Origin of the sequence: Streptomyces sp. NPDC052109 (assembly GCF_040680195.1) — a bacterium.
Taxonomy (GTDB): Bacteria; Actinomycetota; Actinomycetes; order Streptomycetales; family Streptomycetaceae; genus Streptomyces.
In genome coordinates this window covers 25020-41792 of sequence record NZ_JBFAWF010000029.1, presented here as the reverse complement: position 1 = coordinate 41792, position 16773 = coordinate 25020, and the positions used below count along the sequence as shown (strand labels likewise).

Genomic DNA, 16773 nt, shown 5'->3' with positions numbered 1-16773 from the left:
TCTCCATGACCCTGTGGGTCCTGACCATCGTGGGCCTTGCCGCCCTGATCGCGGTCGATTTCTTCATCGGGCGCAAGCCGCACGAAGTGTCGGTCAAGGAAGCCGGTATCTGGACCGTCGTCTGGATCTCCCTGGCCGGGCTCTTCGGTCTCGGTCTCCTCGTCTTCGGCGGCGGGCAGCCGGCTGGTGAGTTCTTCGCGGGATTCATCACCGAGAAGTCTCTGAGCGTCGACAACCTCTTCGTCTTCGTCCTGATCATGGCGAAGTTCGCGGTGCCCTCGCGGTACCAGCAGCGCGTCCTGCTCGTCGGCGTGCTCATAGCCCTGGTCCTGCGGGCCGTCTTCATCGCCGCGGGTGCCGCGATCATCGCGAGCTTCTCCTGGGTGTTCTACCTCTTCGGCGCCTTCCTGGTATGGACGGCCTGGAAGCTCGTCCAGGAGGCCCGCACGGATGAGGAGGAAGAGGAGTTCGAGGAGAACAAGCTGCTGAAGGCCGCGGAGCGCAAGTTCGGCGTGGCCGACCGCTATCACGGCACCAAGCTGTGGATCCAGCGGAACGGCAAGCGGGTCATGACCCCGATGCTGGTCGTGATGCTCGCCATAGGCACCACGGACGTCCTGTTCGCCCTCGACTCCATCCCCGCGATCTTCGGCCTGACCCAGGACCCGTACATCGTGTTCACCGCCAACGCCTTCGCCCTCATGGGGCTGCGGCAGCTGTACTTCCTCATCGGCGGCCTGCTGAAGAAGCTGGTCCACCTCTCGTACGGCCTGTCCATCATCCTCGGCTTCATCGGCGTCAAGCTGGTGCTGCACGCCCTGCACGAGTCCGGCGTCCATGTCCCCGAGATCAGCATCCCCGTCTCGCTCGGCGTGATCTGCGCGGTCCTGGTCGTCACGACCATCACCAGCCTGATGGCCACCAGGAAGCGGGCGGCGATCGAGGCCGCGCGGACCGGCCGCGAAGACGCCCGGAAGGCCAGCGTCGACGCCTGACCAAGCCCGCGACAGGCGCGCCTCCGAGGGAGCGGGACTGTGCTTCAGCAGACACCGCTCCCGCCCGTGCCGGGCTCACGGCGGAAGGCGTGAGAGGTGTCCGAAAAGAACGGAATGCGAATCCTGTACGTCTCTGCGACCATCGCGGCATGATCACTCGGCTCCGGTCGCTCACCCGGGAATGGACGCTCCTCGTGCCCGTCCTCGCGGTCGTCCTCCTGGTCTTCACCTGGGGACGTGACCTGCCGGGTGCGGTCGTCGGCCTGGTGACCCTGGTGCTTGCCGGATCCGTCCTGGCGGCGGTCCATCACGCCGAGGTCGTCGCCCACCGGGTCGGCGAGCCCTTCGGGTCCCTGGTGCTGGCCATCGCCGTCACGGTCATCGAGGTGGCCCTGATCGTCACCCTCATGGTCGACGGGGGCGCCAAGAGTTCCACCCTGGCGAGGGACACCGTCTTCGCCGCCGTGATGATCACCTGCAACGGTATCGTCGGGCTCTGTCTGCTCGTCGCCTCCCTGCGGCACGGCACCGCGGTCTTCAACCCCGAGGGCACCGGCGCCGCCCTGGCGACCGTGGCGACGCTCGCCACGCTCAGCCTGGTGCTGCCGACCTTCACCACCAGCAAGCCCGGGCCGGAGTTCTCCTCGGTCCAGCTGACCTTCGCCGCGCTGTCCTCACTGATTCTCTACGGACTGTTCGTGGCCACCCAGACCGTGCGCCACCGTGACTACTTCCTGCCGATCACCCGGCAGGGCGAGGTCATCACCGCCGAAGACCACGCCTCACCCCCGACCGCGCGCACCGCCTGGATGAGTCTCGGCCTGCTCGGCCTGGCCCTGATCGGCGTAGTCGGCCTGGCCAAGGGCGTGTCGCCCGCCATCGAGTCCGGCGTGGAGGCGGCCGGCCTGCACCAAGCCGTCGTCGGCGTGATCATCGCCCTGCTGGTCCTGCTGCCGGAGACCATCGCCGCGCTGCGCTCCGCCCGCCGCGACCGGGTACAGACCAGTCTCAACCTGGCGCTCGGCTCGGCCATGGCCAGCATCGGCCTGACGATCCCGGCCGTCGCCCTCGCCTCCGTCTGGCTGTCGGGACCGCTCGTCCTCGGCCTCAGCTCGACCCACATGCTGCTGTTCGCGCTGACCGTCGTGGTCAGCTCCCTGACGGTGGTACCGGGACGAGCCACACCCCTGCAGGGCGGTGTCCACCTGGTGATCTTCGCGGCTTACCTGGAGCTCGCGATCAACCCCTAGCCGTCCGTCCGGTCCCAGCGGGTCAGCCCGTAGCCGGCTCCACCGCCGGCACGGGCACGGGGCGGGTCTCGGGCAGCAGAGCGAAGCACGCGAGGCTGAGCAGTGCGACGCCCGTGAGATAGACGCCCACACCCCACGGGACCCGTCCACCGTGCTCCGCGAGAGCCGTGGCCACGATCGGGGTGAGGGCGCCGCCGAGAACCCCGCCGAGGTTGTAGCCCACCGCGGCGCCCGTGCAGCGCACCCGCGCCTCGTACAACTCAGGCAGGTAGGCGGCGATCACCGCGAACATGGTGATGAAGGAGACCAGTGCCCCGAGGATGCCGAGGAACATGAGCAGTGGCTGGCCGGTGGCCAGCAGCGCGACCATCGGGAGCATCCACAGGCAGCAGGCCGCGCACCCCGTGAGGCACATCGGCCGGCGCCCGTAACGGTCGCCCAGCAGGGCCATGAACGGCGTGAGGGAGGCCTTGACCACCACCGCGGCCATGACACACGTCAGCATCACCGTCCGGCTCACCCCCAGCCGCTGCGTGGCGTACGCCAGCGACCAGGTCGTCACCGCGTAGAAGACGGCGTACCCCGCGGCCAGCGCCCCCGCCGTCAGCAGCACCAGCCGGCCGTGGTGGCGTACGACCTCGACGAACGGCACGCGCGCGTGGTCGTCGATCTCCAGGAACCGAGGGCTCTCGGCGAGCGACGAGCGCAGCCACAGCCCGCACAGCGCCAGCGCCCCGGCCGCCCAGAACGGCACCCGCCACCCCCAGGCGGCGAACTCCGCGTCGGACAGCCCCGCCGACAGGGCGAGCATCACCCCATTGGCGAGCACGAACCCGAGCGCGGGTCCCACCTGCGGAAAGCTGGACCACAGCACGCGCCGCCCGGGCGGCGCGTGCTCGGCGGTCAGCAGTACCGCCCCGCCCCACTCCCCGCCGAGGCCGAGACCTTGCAGAAAGCGCAGGACGAGCAGGAGCGCGGGCGCGGCCACGCCGATCGATCCGTACGTCGGCAGACAGCCCACCGCGACCGTCGAGGCGCCCGTGAGCAGCAATGAGAGAACCAGCACAGGCCGCCGTCCGCGCCGGTCGCCGAGGTGCCCGAACAACACCGACCCCAGCGGCCGGGCCACGAACCCCGCCCCGAACGTCGCGAACGCCGCCAGTGTCCCCGCGAGCGGCGAGAACGTCGGGAAGAACAGCGGCCCCAGGACCAGGGCGGCCGCTGTGCCGTAGACGAAGAAGTCGTAGAACTCGACCGCGGTCCCCGCCAGGGAGGCCGCGGCGAGCCGCAGCATCGACGGTGTCCTTACGGTGCGTGCAGGTTCCATGTCGTGCCAACTACCCACCGTGAGCGCGGGTTACGGGGGGGCGTGTGGAGGTGACGAAGCGACCGGAGTGCGCGCCGAGGCGACGGCGTGCGGGGCGCGCCGTCCGCTCCGGCCACCGTGATAGACCGGGTGCCAGCAGCGGTCGTCGACGTACCGCTCCGAACGGACCGGAGGAACCGTGCCCCGCACCCTGGCCACCGCCCCGATCATGATCCTCAACGGGCCCAACCTGAACCTGCTCGGTCAGCGCCAGCCCGAGATCTACGGCAGCGACACACTGGCCGACATCGAGGCGCTGTGCGCCAAGGCCGCGGCCGCGCACGGCGGCACGGTGGACTTCCGGCAGTCCAACCACGAGGGCGAACTGGTCGACTGGATCCACGAGGCGCGGCTGAACCACTGCGGAATCGTCATCAACCCTGGCGCCTACTCGCACACGTCCGTCGCGATTCTGGACGCACTCAACACCTGTGACGGCATGCCCGTCCTGGAGGTGCACATCTCCAACATCCACCGGCGCGAGTCGTTCCGGCATCACTCCTACGTCTCGCTGCGTGCCGACGGCGTGATCGCCGGATGCGGGGTGCAGGGCTATGTGTTCGGTGTGGAGCGCGTCGCCGCGCTGGTGGGCGCGGCCCAGGCGGAGGCGTAGTTACAGCCGGCCCGCCTCCACGATCCGCCGCAGGAAGCGCCGCGTGCGCTCCTGCTGCGGGTCGCCGAAGACCTGCTCGGCGGTGCCGCGTTCCAGGACCACTCCACCGTCCAGGAAACAAACCTGGTCGGCGACGTCCCGCGCGAAACCCATCTCGTGCGTCGCCAGCACCATGGTCATGCCGTCGTCCTTCAGACCCCGGACCACTTCCAGGACCTCGCCCACGAGTTCCGGGTCGAGCGCTGCGGTGATCTCGTCCAGCAGCAACAGCCGAGGCCGCACCGCAAGGGCCCGTACGATCGCCACCCGCTGCTGCTGACCGCCGCTGAGCCGGTCCGGGTAGGCGTCGGCCTTGTCGGCCAGTCCGAGGCGCTCCAGCAGCTCCCTGGCCCGTTCTCCGGCCTCCGCGCGGGAGACGCCGTGCACCCGGCGCGGCGCCAGCGTGACGTTCTCCAGCACGGTCATGTGCGGGAAGAGGTTGTACGCCTGGAACACCACGCCGATACGGCGCCGTACCGCGTCCTGGTCGGCGCGGGGGTCGGTGATCTCCTCTCCGTCCAGCCAGATGGCGCCGTCGTCGAGTTCCTCCAGGAGGTTGGCGCAGCGCAGCAGCGTGGACTTGCCCGAGCCGGAGGCGCCGATCAGCGCGGTCACCGTGTGCGGTGCGACCTCCAGATCCACGTCCCGCAGAACGACGGAGCCGCCGAATGTCTTGCGGACGGACTCCATGCGCAGCACGGGCGCGTCTGCGTCGCTCATGGCGTTCCTCCCTGGGCCCGCTGCCGGTCCATCCGGGCCGTCACCCAGTCCGTGAAGCGGGTCATCGGAATGGTCAGCGCCACGAACACCAGCCCCGCGACGATGTACGGCGTGTAGTTCAGACTGCGGCCCACGATGATGTCGGCCGCCCGTACGGCGTCCACCGCGCCGCCGATCGACACCAGACCGGTGTCCTTCTGCAGCGACACCAGGTCGTTGAGCAGCGGCGGCACCTGACGTCGTACCGCCTGGGGGAGGACGACGTAGCGCAGGGCCTGCCGGCTGGTCAGGCCCAGTGAGCGGGCCGCGGCGTGTTGCGAGGGGTGGATCGACTCGATGCCGGCCCGGAACACCTCGGCCACGTACGCCGAGTACGTCAGCGTCAGCGCCGTACCGCCCAGCAGCACCGGATCGACCGTCACACCCTGCAGCCGCAGCGCCGGCACGCCCAGGACCACGATCATCAGGTTGATGATCAGCGGGAGGCCGCGGAAGAAGTCGGTGTACGCCGCCGCCAGCACCCGCAGCGGGAAGAACACCGGTCCACGCAGAGTGCGCGCGATCGCGATCAGCATGCCGAGTACCAGGACGGCGACGCCGCAGACCACGAGCAGGCGGACGTTCAGCCACAGCCCTTCGAGGACCTTCGGCAGCGCCTCGCGCGCGTAGCGCGCGTTGAAGAACGTCTCCTCGGTGCGCGGCCAGCCCGGCGCGTCGACCACGACCAGATACAGCACGACGGCCGTGACCAACGTGGACAGTGCCGCGACGGCCGTGGCGCGGCGGGCACGCGCGCGTGTGTAGCGCTCGCGCTCGAGCCGCCGCTCGGAGGGTGCGTACCCGTCACCGGCGACGCCACCAGCGCCGCCACCGGTCATGCCGCCCTTGTCGTCGGCCCCCTCCGGGGCCGACTCGCCCTTGACGACCGTCACTTGAACACCGGCGCGTCGACGGCGTCGGAGAGCCACTGCTTCTCCAGCTTCGCCAGCGTGCCGTCCTTGCGCAGGGCGTCCACGGCGCCGCTCACGCACGAGGTCAGCGCGCTGCCCTTGTCCAGCACCAGCCCGAACTGCTCGGGTGTGCCGCCCTGGTTCTCGAACTGGCCGACGATCCGCGCGTTCGTCACCTCGGCGGAGGTGATGTAGAACGCTGTCGGCAGGTCGACGACGATGGCGTCCACCTGGCCGTTCTTCAGCGCCGACTTGGCCTGGTCGTTCTTCGCGAACGCGGCGGCCTGCTGCTTCGGCTTCACCACGTCGGTGATGTAGTCGAGGCTCGTGGTGCCCACCTGCGCACCCAGCTTGAGGTTCTTCAGGTCCGCGATGCTCGTCGCCTTGGCGGCCTTGCCGCCCTTCAGCGCGATGACGGCCTGGCGCACGTCGTAGTAACCGGAGGTGAAATCGACGGCCTTCTTGCGTTCGGCGCTGATCGACACCTGGTTGATGTCGAAGTCGAAGGTTTTCACACCGGGCGCGAACGCCTTGTTGAACGGCACGCTCTGCCAGACGACCGCGTTCCTGTCGTAACCCAGCTGCCGGGCCACGGCGTAGGCGACCGCCGACTCGAAGCCCTTGCCGTTCGCGGGCTTGTCGTCCTTGAACCAGGGCTCGTACGCCGGTTCGTCCGTCGCGATCGTCAGCTTCCCGGAGGTCTTGGTGCCCAGCTTGCCCTTGGCGCAGCTCTTCGCGGCCGAGCCGGACGGGGAGGCCGCCGCCGCGCCGTCGGGCTGCGGAGCGCAGCCGACAGCGGTGGCGAGCAGGGCTACGGTGGCGGCGGCCAGCGCACGGCGCAGGGTGCGGGGGGCGAGGTACATGGCGGGAGATTGGCAGCGAACCCCGGGTTTGTCCAGGTCACGACCGTAACTGTCCGCATAGTGGGAGCGTGCGTTGCGGGCGTGTGAACGGCGGGTACGACGCGGGCCTTTGGCCAGGGCCGCCGGCCGAGGGCGGGGGTGGAGACCGGCGGCCCTACCGCACAGGAGCCGTCATCCTCTGCGGGGCTGCCACCAGTTGACCGCGTGACACGGCGCGCCGGGAGCGCGCACGCGCCCCCGGCGCGGGTGAAAAATTCACACGGGGCGCACGCCACGAGGCACGCGCCTGGCGCTCACCACCCGCGCGCGTGCCACTCCGGCAGATGCGGCCGCTCCGCTCCCAGGGTGGTGTCGTTGCCGTGCCCCGGATACACCCAGGTCTCGTCGGGCAGCACGCCGAAGATCTTCGTCTCCACGTCGTGGATCAGGCTGGCGAACGCCTTCGGGCTCTTGCGTGTGTTGCCGACGCCGCCCGGGAACAGGCAGTCGCCGGTGAAGACGTGCGGGTGGCCGTGCGGATCGTCGTAGACCAGTGCGATCGAACCCGGTGTGTGCCCGACGAGATGACGCGCGGTGAGTTCCACCCGCCCCACCCTGATGACATCGCCGTCGTCCACGAGAACGTCGGTGGGGACCGGGATGCCGGAGGCGTCCTCGCGGCCCGCGTACGTACGCGCTCCCGTGGCCGCGACGACCTCGGCGAGCGCCTGCCAGTGGTCGCCGTGCTGATGCGTGGTGACGACGGACGCGATGCCGTCGTCACCGATCATGCCGAGGAGCACCTCGGCCTCGTTGGCGGCGTCGATCAGGAGCTGCTCGTCGGTGGCCCGGCAGCGCAGCAGATAGGCGTTGTTGTCCATCGGGCCGACCGCGATCTTGGTGATCATCAGGTCTTTCAGCTCGTGCACATCCGCGGGCCCGCCGACCCTGACCTCTCCGGTGTACGTCATGGTGATCAGCCTATAGCGGCCGGCGGCCCCCGGACCGTCGGCGGCCTACAGCGCGGGCAGCTTCGGCAGCGCGCCGTTCGTGGTCAGGGCCGAGCCGTCGCGCCGCCCGGCGAGCCAGCCCAGCAGGTCGGCGGCCGTGCCCTCGACCACGACCGGTCCGTCCGTCGCGCCGCCGCCGGTGGTCCAGACCCGGCCGTTGCCCGCGTTCAGGCCGGTCGACGGCACGTCCCTGTGGCCGGCGAAGCGTTGCGCCAGGAAGTCGATCACCCGGTCCGTGAACTCCTCCGGAAGATCTTCCAGCTCATATCCGATGCCGAGGTCCACATGGTGCAGCTCGACCTCGACCCACCGCCGGAACGGCACCCGGGACGCGGAGTCGGTGACCCCGTTGCGCAGCTCCACCGTGCGCGTCCAGTCCGCCGGCGCGTCCCCCCTGGACTGGAAGCGGGCGGCGCTCTCGCGCAGGTCGGCGAGCTGGACGTCGAGGGGGCGCGGGGCGTCACGCTCGATGTCGGCGTCCCGCGCCTCGGCGCTTTCGTACATGGGCCGCCCCTCGAGCACGTTCACGAGCGCGTCCGCGTTGCGGGCGAGATGGGCCACGACGTGCCCGCGGGTCCACCCCGGAAGCCGTGACGCGTCGGCGAGCGCGGCGTTGTCCAGTTCGGCGACCGCGTTGAGGAGCCGTTCGGTCGCGTCACGTACACATCCCAGGTCATGAGCGTGATCAATCATGAGCCTGACATTAGCCCCGCCACACCTTTGAGTGAAGGTGGTGAACCGCGTCCTCAAATCGAAAGCACGTGCTATATCGTCGAAGGCGGCGTCGGGCATGCTGGATAGCCGGTGGTTGTTATGCAACCGGGCAATCCGACCGGCGTTGTCAGTGGCTCCCCCTAGTCTGAAGAAGCACGGGGGCCCCGCCCCTGTCACTTCTCTCAAGAAAGGTGCGGACCGGCGTGGCCGACCGTCTCATCGTCCGTGGCGCGCGCGAGCACAACCTGAAGAATGTCTCGCTCGACCTGCCTCGTGACTCGCTCATCGTCTTCACGGGCCTGTCCGGGTCGGGCAAGTCCTCCCTGGCCTTCGACACGATCTTCGCGGAGGGCCAGCGGCGCTACGTGGAGTCGCTCTCCTCCTACGCCCGGCAGTTCCTCGGCCAGATGGACAAGCCGGACGTCGACTTCATCGAGGGTCTGTCCCCGGCGGTCTCCATCGACCAGAAGTCGACCTCGCGCAACCCGCGCTCCACGGTCGGCACCATCACCGAGGTCTACGACTACCTGCGACTGCTCTTCGCGCGCATCGGCAAGCCGCACTGCCCCGAGTGCGGCCGCCCGATCTCCCGCCAGTCGCCGCAGGCCATCGTCGACAAGGTCCTGGAGCTGCCGGAGGGGAGCCGCTTCCAGGTGCTGTCGCCGCTGGTGCGCGAGCGGAAGGGCGAGTTCGTCGACCTCTTCGCCGACCTCCAGACCAAGGGCTACTCCCGCGCGCGCGTGGACGGGCAGACCGTCCAGCTCTCCGACCCGCCGACGCTGAAGAAGCAGGAGAAGCACACGATCGAGGTGGTCGTGGACCGCCTCACGGTGAAGGAGTCCGCCAAGCGCCGCCTCACCGACTCCGTGGAGACAGCCCTCGGCCTGTCCGGCGGCATGGTCGTGCTCGACTTCGTCGACCTCCCCGAGGACGACCCCGAGCGCGAGCGCATGTACTCCGAGCACCTGTACTGCCCGCACGACGACCTGTCCTTCGAGGAGCTGGAGCCCCGCTCCTTCTCCTTCAACTCGCCCTTCGGCGCCTGCCCGGACTGCACCGGCATCGGCACGCGCATGGAGGTCGACCCCGAGCTGATCGTCCCGGACGAGGAGAAGTCCCTGGACGAGGGCGCCATCCACCCCTGGTCGCACGGGCACACCAAGGACTACTTCGGCCGCCTGACCGGCGCCCTCGCGGACGCCCTCGGCTTCCGCACGGACATCCCGTTCGCGGGACTGCCCCAGCGCGCGAAGAAGGCCCTGCTCTACGGCCACAAGACCCAGATCGAGGTCCGGTACCGCAACCGGTACGGCCGCGAGCGCGTGTACACCACGCCCTTCGAGGGCGCGGTGCCGTTCGTGAAGCGCCGGCACAGCGAGGCCGAGAGCGACGCGAGCCGCGAGCGGTTCGAGGGCTACATGCGTGAGGTGCCGTGCCCCACCTGTGAGGGCACGCGCCTGAAGCCGATCGTGCTCGCGGTCACGATCATGGAGAAGTCGATCGCCGAGGTCTCCGCGATGTCGATCAGCGACTGCGCGGACTTCCTGGGGCAGCTGAAGCTGAGCGCCCGCGACAAGAAGATCGCCGAGCGGGTGCTGAAGGAGGTCAACGAACGGCTGCGTTTCCTGGTCGACGTCGGCCTGGACTACCTCTCGCTGAACCGCGCGGCCGGCACGCTCTCCGGCGGTGAAGCCCAGCGCATCCGCCTGGCCACCCAGATCGGCTCCGGCCTCGTCGGCGTCCTGTACGTCCTGGACGAGCCGTCCATCGGCCTGCACCAGCGGGACAACCACCGGCTGATCGAGACGCTGGTCCGGCTGCGCGACATGGGCAACACGCTCATCGTCGTGGAGCACGACGAGGACACCATCAAGGTCGCCGACTGGGTCGTGGACATCGGTCCCGGAGCGGGTGAGCACGGCGGCAAGGTCGTGCACAGCGGCTCCCTGAAGGAACTGCTCGAAAACACCGAGTCGCAGACCGGCGCATACCTCTCGGGCCGCAGGGCGATCCCGCTTCCGGACATCCGCCGTCCCCGCGACCCGTCCCGCCGGCTCACCGTGCACGGCGCCCGTGAGAACAACCTGCAGGACATCGACGTGTCCTTCCCGCTGGGCGTGTTCACGGCCGTCACGGGCGTCTCCGGATCCGGCAAGTCGACGCTGGTCAACGACATCCTCTACACGCACCTGGCCCGCGAGCTGAACGGCGCGAGGAACGTCCCCGGACGGCACACGCGCGTGGACGGCGACGACCAGGTCGACAAGGTCGTACACGTCGACCAGTCGCCGATCGGCCGCACCCCCCGGTCCAACCCGGCGACGTACACCGGGGTCTTCGACCACATCCGCAAGCTGTTCGCCGAGACCACCGAGGCGAAGGTCCGCGGTTACCAGCCCGGCCGCTTCTCCTTCAACGTCAAGGGCGGCCGCTGCGAGAACTGTGCGGGCGACGGCACGATCAAGATCGAGATGAACTTCCTCCCGGACGTCTACGTCCCGTGCGAGGTCTGCCACGGCGCCCGGTACAACCGGGAGACCCTGGAGGTCCACTACAAGGGCAAGTCCGTCGCCGACGTGCTGAACATGCCGATCGAGGAGGCCACCGACTTCTTCGAGGCCGTCCCGGCCATCTCCCGGCACCTGAGGACGCTGAAGGACGTCGGTCTGGGCTATGTCCGCCTCGGCCAGTCCGCCACCACCCTCTCCGGTGGTGAGGCACAGCGCGTGAAGCTGGCCAGCGAACTGCAGAAGCGGTCCACCGGGCGCACGGTCTACGTCCTCGACGAGCCGACCACCGGTCTGCACTTCGAGGACATCAGCAAGCTCCTGAAGGTCCTCGGCGGCCTGGTGGACAAGGGCAACACGGTGATCGTCATCGAGCACAACCTCGACGTGATCAAGACCGCCGACTGGATCGTGGACATGGGTCCGGAGGGCGGCGCCGGCGGTGGCCTGGTGGTTGCCGAGGGTACGCCCGAGGAGGTCGCCGGGGTTCCGGCCAGCCACACCGGCAAGTTCCTGCGCGAGATCCTCGGCGCCGACCGGATCAGCGACGCGGAACCGGTGTCGGCGCCGCGTGCCGGCACGGCCAAGAGGACGGCCGCCGCGAAGACGACGGCGAAGCGGACGGTGACGGCCAAGGCCAACAACACGGCGACCAAGAAGGCCGCCACGGCCACGAAGAAGGCGACGCCCGCGAAGAAGACGACACGGGCACGCAAGGCCTGACACACCACCAGAAAAGCGGCGCCCCGCGGGAACTTCCCGCGGGGCGCCGCTCGTTCCACCATCAGCCGCCCCGGCTCCGAGGCCCGACCGGCCCCCGCACCTCGGGTCCGGCCGCACCTTGACAACAACAGAGAGGAAAAGGGCCGCTCACAGTTCGCCGACCTCGGCCGCGTACGGCGGCTCGGCCCCCGCCCGCGAGCAGGTGATCGCCGCCGCGCGCGCCGCGAAGCGCAGCAGCCGCGTCCAGCCCTCCGCCCCGAGGGCGGCCAGCGCTTCCTCCGACAGTGCGTCCAGTGCGGAAAGCCCATGCAGCAGGGCCGCGTTCACCGTGTCACCGGCGCCGATGGTGTCCACCACGGCGACCTGCTCACCCGGTACGGAGTACTCCCCGCCGTCCCGGGTGAACGCGGTCAGACCCTCCCCGCCCCGGGTCACCACGACGGCCGCCGGCCCGGCCGCCAGCCACTCGCGCGGGGTGCCATCCAGCCACTCGGCGTCCTCCGCGGAGAGCTTCAGCAGCGTCACCGAGGGCAGCCAGCTCTTGAAACGAGCCCGGTAGGCGTCCGCGTCCGGGATCAGTCCCGCCCGGATGTTGGGGTCGAGCGCGGTGAACAGGCTCTGTCCGGCTGCCGTGCGCATCAGCTCCTCATAGGCACTCGCTCCGGGCTCCAGGACGAGTGAGCAGGTGCCGAACGACACCGCGCGCGTGCCGGCGGGAAGCGCGGCGGGGACGGTGAACAGGCGGTCGGCGGTGCCGTCGACATAGAAGGAGTACGCGGCCGAGCCGCCGGCGTCGATCGTGGCCACGGCCAGGGTCGTCGGCTCCGGCCCGCGCTGCACGCCCGACACGTCCACCTCCTCCCGGCGCAGTCCGTCGAGCAGGGCCTCGCCGAAGGCGTCGTGCGAGGTCCGGGAGCAGAAGGCGGTGGGGGAGCCGAGCCGGCCGAGGGCCACGGCGGTGTTGTACGGGCCGCCGCCGAGCGCCGGCTTCAGGTCCGCGAGGGCACCGGAGCCCTGCGGTACCAGGTCGATCAGTGCCTCACCGGCGACGACGATCACGAGGCGGTTCCCTTCTGGGGCAGCGTGGATGATGCGGTGTGCTCCGGCTCCTCGGACCCGCCCGGCTCCTCCGGGCAGCCGCAGGACGTGCGGTGGACGAACGCACACGGCAGCCGCACCGTCCGGGTCGGTCGGCGCCGCTCCTGCAGACGGTCCAGGAGCAGCTGGACGGCCCGCGCGCCCAGTTCCCTGCTGGGCTGGGCGATGGCGGTGAGCCGGGGTGAGAACAGGTCGGCCCAGGCGAAGTCGTCGAAGCAGCACAGGGCGATGTCATCCGGGACGGACAGTCCGTGCCGGCGCAGGGCACTGAGGGCGCCGATGGTCATGGCGTTGTTGGCGGTGACGAGCGCCGTGGGCGGACCCGGCAGGGCGAGCAGGGCGGCCGTGGCCTGCTCCGCGCTCCCGGATTCGGAGTCGCCGGACACGAGGAGCCGTTCGTCGTGGGCCAGACCGGCGGAGGTGAGGCCGTCCCGGTAGCCGGAGACACGCTCACTGGTGGTGCTGAGCCCGGGCAGGCCGGCGACCAGGCCGATCCGGCGGTGGCCAAGGCCGGCGAGATGAGTGACGAGACGGGCGGTCGGTGCGGCGCTCTCGGCGCATACCTGGTCGTACCAGGGCGCGCTCTCGGCGGAGGCGGGGCCCCCTCCACCGTCGGCGGCTGTGTCCGCAGCCACGTCCACGTCGATCACCCGGTCCAGGAAGACGGTGGGTACGGCGTGGCGGCGGAGATAGCGGACCAGATCGTGCGGGCGCGCTGAGGGAGCGACGATCATGCCGTCCACCCGGCGTTCGTGGAGAAGCTGGACGATCTTGCGCTCGTGCCCCGGGTCGTCGTGCGGGTCCGCGATGAGCAGGCCGTAGCCCGCCGCCAGGGCGGCGGACTCCACGCCCTGGAGGATCTCCGTGAAGTACGGGTTGCTGCTCGCCGACACCGCGAGTCCGATGGAGCGGGTGCGGGAGGTCACCAGGGAGCGGGCCAGGGTGTTGGGGGTGTAGCCGAGGGTGTCGATGGCCTCCAGCACGGCCTGGCGGGTGTGGGGGAGCACCGGGCGGGTGCCGTTCAGGACATGGGAGACGGTCGCCACCGAGACACCGGCGCTCCGCGCGACGTCCGCCATGGTGGGCATCGCCTTCACCTCCCTGAACCGAATGACCGCAGGCCCTTCCGGCTCGGACGCTATCTCACCGGCGCCTTCGCGTAAACGCTTGCGCAAACGTTTACGCCCTTTCCCTGCCCCCGCCCCAGGGTCGACCCTTCTGCCCAGGTATGGTCGCCGTGCACACCCCTTGAACAGTGGAGTTCCCTATGCCCGTCCCGCCCTCCGCGAGCCGCCGTACCGTCCTTCGAGGTGCCGCCGTGGCCCCGGTCGCCGGGCTCGGCCTGGCCGCCTGCTCGGCACCGGGCCAGGGCGGCTCGGTCGCGGCCACGCCGACCGCGCCGGTCGACCTCGGTGCCGACAGCGAGGTCTCGAAGGGCGGTGCCAAGCTCTACCGGGATCACAACGTCGTCGTGAGCCGTGACGGGAGCGGCGCGCTGAAGGCCTACAGCTCGATCTGCACGCACGCGGGGTGTCCCATCAACAAGCTGCAGGGGACGACCCTGACCTGCCCCTGCCACGGCAGCCAGTTCGACGCCGTGACGGGCAAGGTGGTCCAGGCACCGGCCACGGAGCCCCTGGCCGAGCTGCCGGTGAAGACCACGAACGGTCGGATCATCGCCGGCCCGGGCGCCTGACCGGAAGGCCGCCCCGAGCCCCGCCCGCACGCCCGTCCCACCCCGCCGCCGCGCTGCCGTCCCACGCTGCCTGGCCGCGGCCTTCTGCCGTGACTGGGTGCCGCTGTCCTGCGGTTCGGCGGTCCTCCGTGTCCTTGCGCCCGGGCGGCGCCGCCGCGCTGCCTTCCCGACGCCGCCGACAACCGGGCAGCCGCCCCGCCGGTGCTCGTCTCTGTCCCGCGCGGCCATCCCGTATCGCCGGGCCGTCCGGCATACCCTTCAGCACCCACCGCCTCCTCGTCCGTGACCCCGCCTCTGCGCTGGGATGCCGGGTTAAAGTGCGGTGACTCCTGCCGTGCGCTGCCCCTCATCGCCGTCCCGCACACCCTGTCGGGCAACCGCGAAACGGCACCGCCGCACCGGCACCGCGGCCCGGCCACCGCTACCGCCCCGCATCAGGGTGCCACCCGCCACCACGGCGGCACGCCGTACTTCCACCGCACCTTCGGTGCCCCGTCGGCCCCGCCCCACCTCCGAAGCGCGGTCTCCTCCGAAGGCCGCCCTGTCCGGCCCCGCACGCCCCTCATCGCCGTCCCGCGGGCCCGGAGTCGCCTCAACCGGCACGCGCCCAAGGCGACTTCACGCCCAGTCCCACCCGATACCGACGATGCCCGGACGTATCCGTGGCTCGACCAGGTGGACGCAGTGATGGGGGCCGGTGACCGGCAGTTCGTGACGGCCGCTGCGGGGAGCCGCCGCCGAGTGCTGGGCGAAGCGGTGGCAGCGGACCGGCAGCGCGGCCGCGTCGAATCGCACCTGAAGCGCGTACTGGCCGCCGGGGAAGCCGAAGCCGTGGAGGTACTCGCGGCAGGGCCCGGCCGTGCCGTCCTCGAAGCCGTACCGGAAGAGGAAGGTGTCGCCCGCCCGCAGCCGGGTGCCGAAGAGCAGCTCCGCCACGAGCACGCCGGTGTCCTGGTCCCGGCGTACCCGTCCCGTGCGGCAGTTCTCCAGGGCCCGCACCCTGATGTCGTGCGGGCGACAGCCGGGGTCGCCGTGGTGCACGGCGACGAATCTGTCCACACCGTCGCGGTGGGCCCGGACGATGTGGTGGGCCTCGCGGCCCGCCAGCTCGCCCCGGGCGCCGATGCGGACGCATTCGTGGTGGCCCAGGGTGTGCAGCCCGCCGTCGAGGGACCAGCCCAGCTCGGCCCGGAGTCGGTCCAGGACGTCCGAGGCCTCGATCAGGGAGCGGTAGGAGCGCCCGGCAGGGCGGCCGGCCGCGGCACGCTCGTCGGCCTCGGCGAGTAGCCGGATCAGCGACTCGTCCGGCAGACGGAGGATCTCCTCCAGCGCCCGCACGGCGCGCAGCGACTCCGGGCGCTGCGGTCGGCGGGCACCCTGCTGCCAGTAACTCAGGCTGGTGACCCCGACCTTGACGCCGTGCCGGGACAGATGGTGCTGGACCCGCTGGAGCGGCAGCCCACGTGCGGCGATCGCGGCGCGCAGCGCCACATGGAAGGGGCCGCCCCGCAGGGCCGTGTCCAGTTCCGCGGTGGCAAGGTGCGCGTGTTCTGTGGCATGCCGCATACCGGGGCGCCTTTCTGTGAGGTGTCGCAACGGCTGGTCAGACCGTCTGCGCCGGTGCCCGGGCCGCCCCCGTGGGCGCGGTGGACGCCCGTGGCTGCGCACGCCGCGCCGGTACGCGTGCGTGCACGGACCCGAGTTCCCCCGCATTGAAGCGTGTTGACCAGACCCCGACAACACCTCGAACCCGCCACGGCCGAGCCGGGCCGGGAGACGACGCCGAGCCGCAGCCGCCCGCCACGAGCAGCGCGCGCGCCCCGGCCGATGGGAGGATCGGCGCGTGACGGAGATCTGGGCCTTCGACGGTGATCGCACGGCAGTGACGGCTGAGGAGGGGGTCGCCGCGCTGTGCCGCCGGATCGCCGAGGGCCGTCTCGACACCTGCCTCACCAGCTCCGCCGGGCGCCGGCTGTCGGTGGTGACCAACACCGAACGCGCGCTGGTGATGCTCCTTGGCGGGGAGGACGATCCGGGCGCGCACGCCGTCTCCAGGGGAGCCCGGGGGACGAGCGGGGGCTTCCGGCTCTCGAACGGGCAGTGCGACGCCTTTCCCGACGAGGACACCGTGCCGCTCGACGAGGCGCTCCGGATCGTCCGGCATGTGATCGGCACGGGGCTGCCGCCCGGGGACACCGGCTGGTGTGCGGACGGGTGAGCGGCGCGGGGGTCGTCCACAGGCCCGACGCG

Annotated in this window: 15 protein-coding genes; 6 read left to right on the top strand and 9 right to left on the bottom strand. The window is 70.8% G+C overall.

Annotation, left to right across the window (positions count from 1 at the left end):
* The first annotated feature begins 5 nt into the window (after nucleotides 1–5).
* Nucleotides 6–995, top strand: a complete 990-nt coding sequence (locus tag AB0L59_RS37170) for a TerC family protein (RefSeq protein ID WP_365591248.1) — start codon at nucleotides 6–8, stop codon at nucleotides 993–995.
* A 149-nt stretch (nucleotides 996–1144) separates the two neighbouring features.
* Nucleotides 1145–2245, top strand: a complete 1101-nt coding sequence (locus tag AB0L59_RS37165) for an ionic transporter y4hA (protein WP_365591246.1) — start codon at nucleotides 1145–1147, stop codon at nucleotides 2243–2245.
* Between the two features lie 22 nt (nucleotides 2246–2267).
* Here the strand turns inward: AB0L59_RS37165 and AB0L59_RS37160 are convergent, their stop codons facing one another.
* Nucleotides 2268–3539 (bottom strand): MFS transporter, encoded by a 1272-nt coding sequence (locus AB0L59_RS37160; RefSeq protein WP_365591244.1) that lies wholly within the window; start codon nucleotides 3537–3539, stop codon nucleotides 2268–2270.
* A 211-nt stretch (nucleotides 3540–3750) separates the two neighbouring features.
* Here AB0L59_RS37160 and aroQ point away from each other — a divergent pair, with 211 nt between their 5' ends.
* The gene (gene aroQ / locus AB0L59_RS37155) at nucleotides 3751–4224 is read left to right on the top strand and encodes a type II 3-dehydroquinate dehydratase (protein ID WP_365591243.1); all 474 of its coding nucleotides are present in this window, start codon (nucleotides 3751–3753) and stop codon (nucleotides 4222–4224) included.
* Here aroQ and AB0L59_RS37150 read toward each other — a convergent pair whose 3' ends face one another.
* From AB0L59_RS37150 to AB0L59_RS37130, 5 genes are all read right to left on the bottom strand, one after another.
* Nucleotides 4225–4983, bottom strand: a complete 759-nt coding sequence (locus AB0L59_RS37150; RefSeq protein WP_365591242.1) for an amino acid ABC transporter ATP-binding protein — start codon at nucleotides 4981–4983, stop codon at nucleotides 4225–4227.
* Complete coding sequence (locus AB0L59_RS37145) at nucleotides 4980–5915, bottom strand: amino acid ABC transporter permease (RefSeq protein ID WP_365591240.1); 936 nt, start codon at nucleotides 5913–5915, stop codon at nucleotides 4980–4982. The genes AB0L59_RS37150 and AB0L59_RS37145 overlap by 4 nt, the downstream gene beginning before the upstream one ends.
* Nucleotides 5912–6796 carry an ABC transporter substrate-binding protein gene (locus AB0L59_RS37140; protein ID WP_365591239.1) on the bottom strand — a complete coding sequence of 295 codons (885 nt, stop codon included), beginning with the start codon at nucleotides 6794–6796 and terminating at the stop codon, nucleotides 5912–5914. The genes AB0L59_RS37145 and AB0L59_RS37140 overlap by 4 nt, the downstream gene beginning before the upstream one ends.
* A gap of 293 nt (nucleotides 6797–7089) precedes the next feature.
* Nucleotides 7090–7746 (bottom strand): MBL fold metallo-hydrolase, encoded by a 657-nt coding sequence (locus AB0L59_RS37135; RefSeq protein WP_365591238.1) that lies wholly within the window; start codon nucleotides 7744–7746, stop codon nucleotides 7090–7092.
* 45 nt (nucleotides 7747–7791) lie between these two features.
* Entirely contained in the window at nucleotides 7792–8478 is a 687-nt protein-coding gene (locus AB0L59_RS37130; protein WP_365591236.1) for a maleylpyruvate isomerase family mycothiol-dependent enzyme, read from the bottom strand.
* A gap of 224 nt (nucleotides 8479–8702) precedes the next feature.
* Between AB0L59_RS37130 and uvrA the strand changes: the two genes are divergently transcribed.
* Nucleotides 8703–11729 carry an excinuclease ABC subunit UvrA gene (gene uvrA, locus AB0L59_RS37125; RefSeq protein WP_365591234.1) on the top strand — a complete coding sequence of 1009 codons (3027 nt, stop codon included), beginning with the start codon at nucleotides 8703–8705 and terminating at the stop codon, nucleotides 11727–11729.
* 147 nt (nucleotides 11730–11876) lie between these two features.
* Here uvrA and AB0L59_RS37120 read toward each other — a convergent pair whose 3' ends face one another.
* Together AB0L59_RS37120 and AB0L59_RS37115 are read right to left on the bottom strand one after the other, a co-directional pair.
* Nucleotides 11877–12788, bottom strand: coding sequence for a carbohydrate kinase (locus tag AB0L59_RS37120; protein ID WP_365591232.1), 912 nt, complete (start codon nucleotides 12786–12788; stop codon nucleotides 11877–11879).
* On the bottom strand, nucleotides 12785–13915 hold the full coding sequence (locus tag AB0L59_RS37115; protein WP_365591230.1) for a LacI family DNA-binding transcriptional regulator: 1131 nt from the start codon (nucleotides 13913–13915) through the stop codon (nucleotides 12785–12787). Before AB0L59_RS37115 ends, AB0L59_RS37120 begins: the two co-directional genes overlap by 4 nt.
* 179 nt (nucleotides 13916–14094) lie before the next feature.
* Here AB0L59_RS37115 and AB0L59_RS37110 point away from each other — a divergent pair, with 179 nt between their 5' ends.
* The gene (locus tag AB0L59_RS37110; protein WP_365591228.1) at nucleotides 14095–14523 is read left to right on the top strand and encodes a Rieske 2Fe-2S domain-containing protein; all 429 of its coding nucleotides are present in this window, start codon (nucleotides 14095–14097) and stop codon (nucleotides 14521–14523) included.
* A gap of 618 nt (nucleotides 14524–15141) precedes the next feature.
* On the opposite strand, the gene AB0L59_RS37105 is transcribed toward AB0L59_RS37110, so the two are convergent.
* Entirely contained in the window at nucleotides 15142–16089 is a 948-nt protein-coding gene (locus tag AB0L59_RS37105) for a hypothetical protein (protein WP_365591227.1), read from the bottom strand.
* Nucleotides 16090–16366: 277 nt separating this feature from the next.
* Here AB0L59_RS37105 and AB0L59_RS37100 point away from each other — a divergent pair, with 277 nt between their 5' ends.
* The gene (locus tag AB0L59_RS37100; protein ID WP_365591226.1) at nucleotides 16367–16741 is read left to right on the top strand and encodes a hypothetical protein; all 375 of its coding nucleotides are present in this window, start codon (nucleotides 16367–16369) and stop codon (nucleotides 16739–16741) included.
* Nucleotides 16742–16773: the final 32 nt, after the last annotated feature.

Excerpts from the sequence above, each read along its gene's own strand:
- AB0L59_RS37170 (WP_365591248.1), top strand. The coding sequence starts at position 6 with ATGACCCTGTGGGTCCTGACCATCGTGGGCCTTGCCGCCCTGATCGCG.
- AB0L59_RS37165 (WP_365591246.1), top strand. The coding sequence starts at position 1,145 with ATGATCACTCGGCTCCGGTCGCTCACCCGGGAATGGACGCTCCTCGTG.
- AB0L59_RS37160 (WP_365591244.1), bottom strand. The coding sequence starts at position 3,539 with ATGCTGCGGCTCGCCGCGGCCTCCCTGGCGGGGACCGCGGTCGAGTTC.
- AB0L59_RS37150 (WP_365591242.1), bottom strand. The coding sequence starts at position 4,983 with ATGAGCGACGCAGACGCGCCCGTGCTGCGCATGGAGTCCGTCCGCAAG.
- AB0L59_RS37140 (WP_365591239.1), bottom strand. The coding sequence starts at position 6,796 with ATGTACCTCGCCCCCCGCACCCTGCGCCGTGCGCTGGCCGCCGCCACC.
- AB0L59_RS37135 (WP_365591238.1), bottom strand. The coding sequence starts at position 7,746 with ATGACGTACACCGGAGAGGTCAGGGTCGGCGGGCCCGCGGATGTGCAC.
- AB0L59_RS37130 (WP_365591236.1), bottom strand. The coding sequence starts at position 8,478 with ATGATTGATCACGCTCATGACCTGGGATGTGTACGTGACGCGACCGAA.
- AB0L59_RS37115 (WP_365591230.1), bottom strand. The coding sequence starts at position 13,915 with ATGCCCACCATGGCGGACGTCGCGCGGAGCGCCGGTGTCTCGGTGGCG.
- AB0L59_RS37110 (WP_365591228.1), top strand. The coding sequence starts at position 14,095 with ATGCCCGTCCCGCCCTCCGCGAGCCGCCGTACCGTCCTTCGAGGTGCC.
- AB0L59_RS37105 (WP_365591227.1), bottom strand. The coding sequence starts at position 16,089 with ATGCGGCATGCCACAGAACACGCGCACCTTGCCACCGCGGAACTGGAC.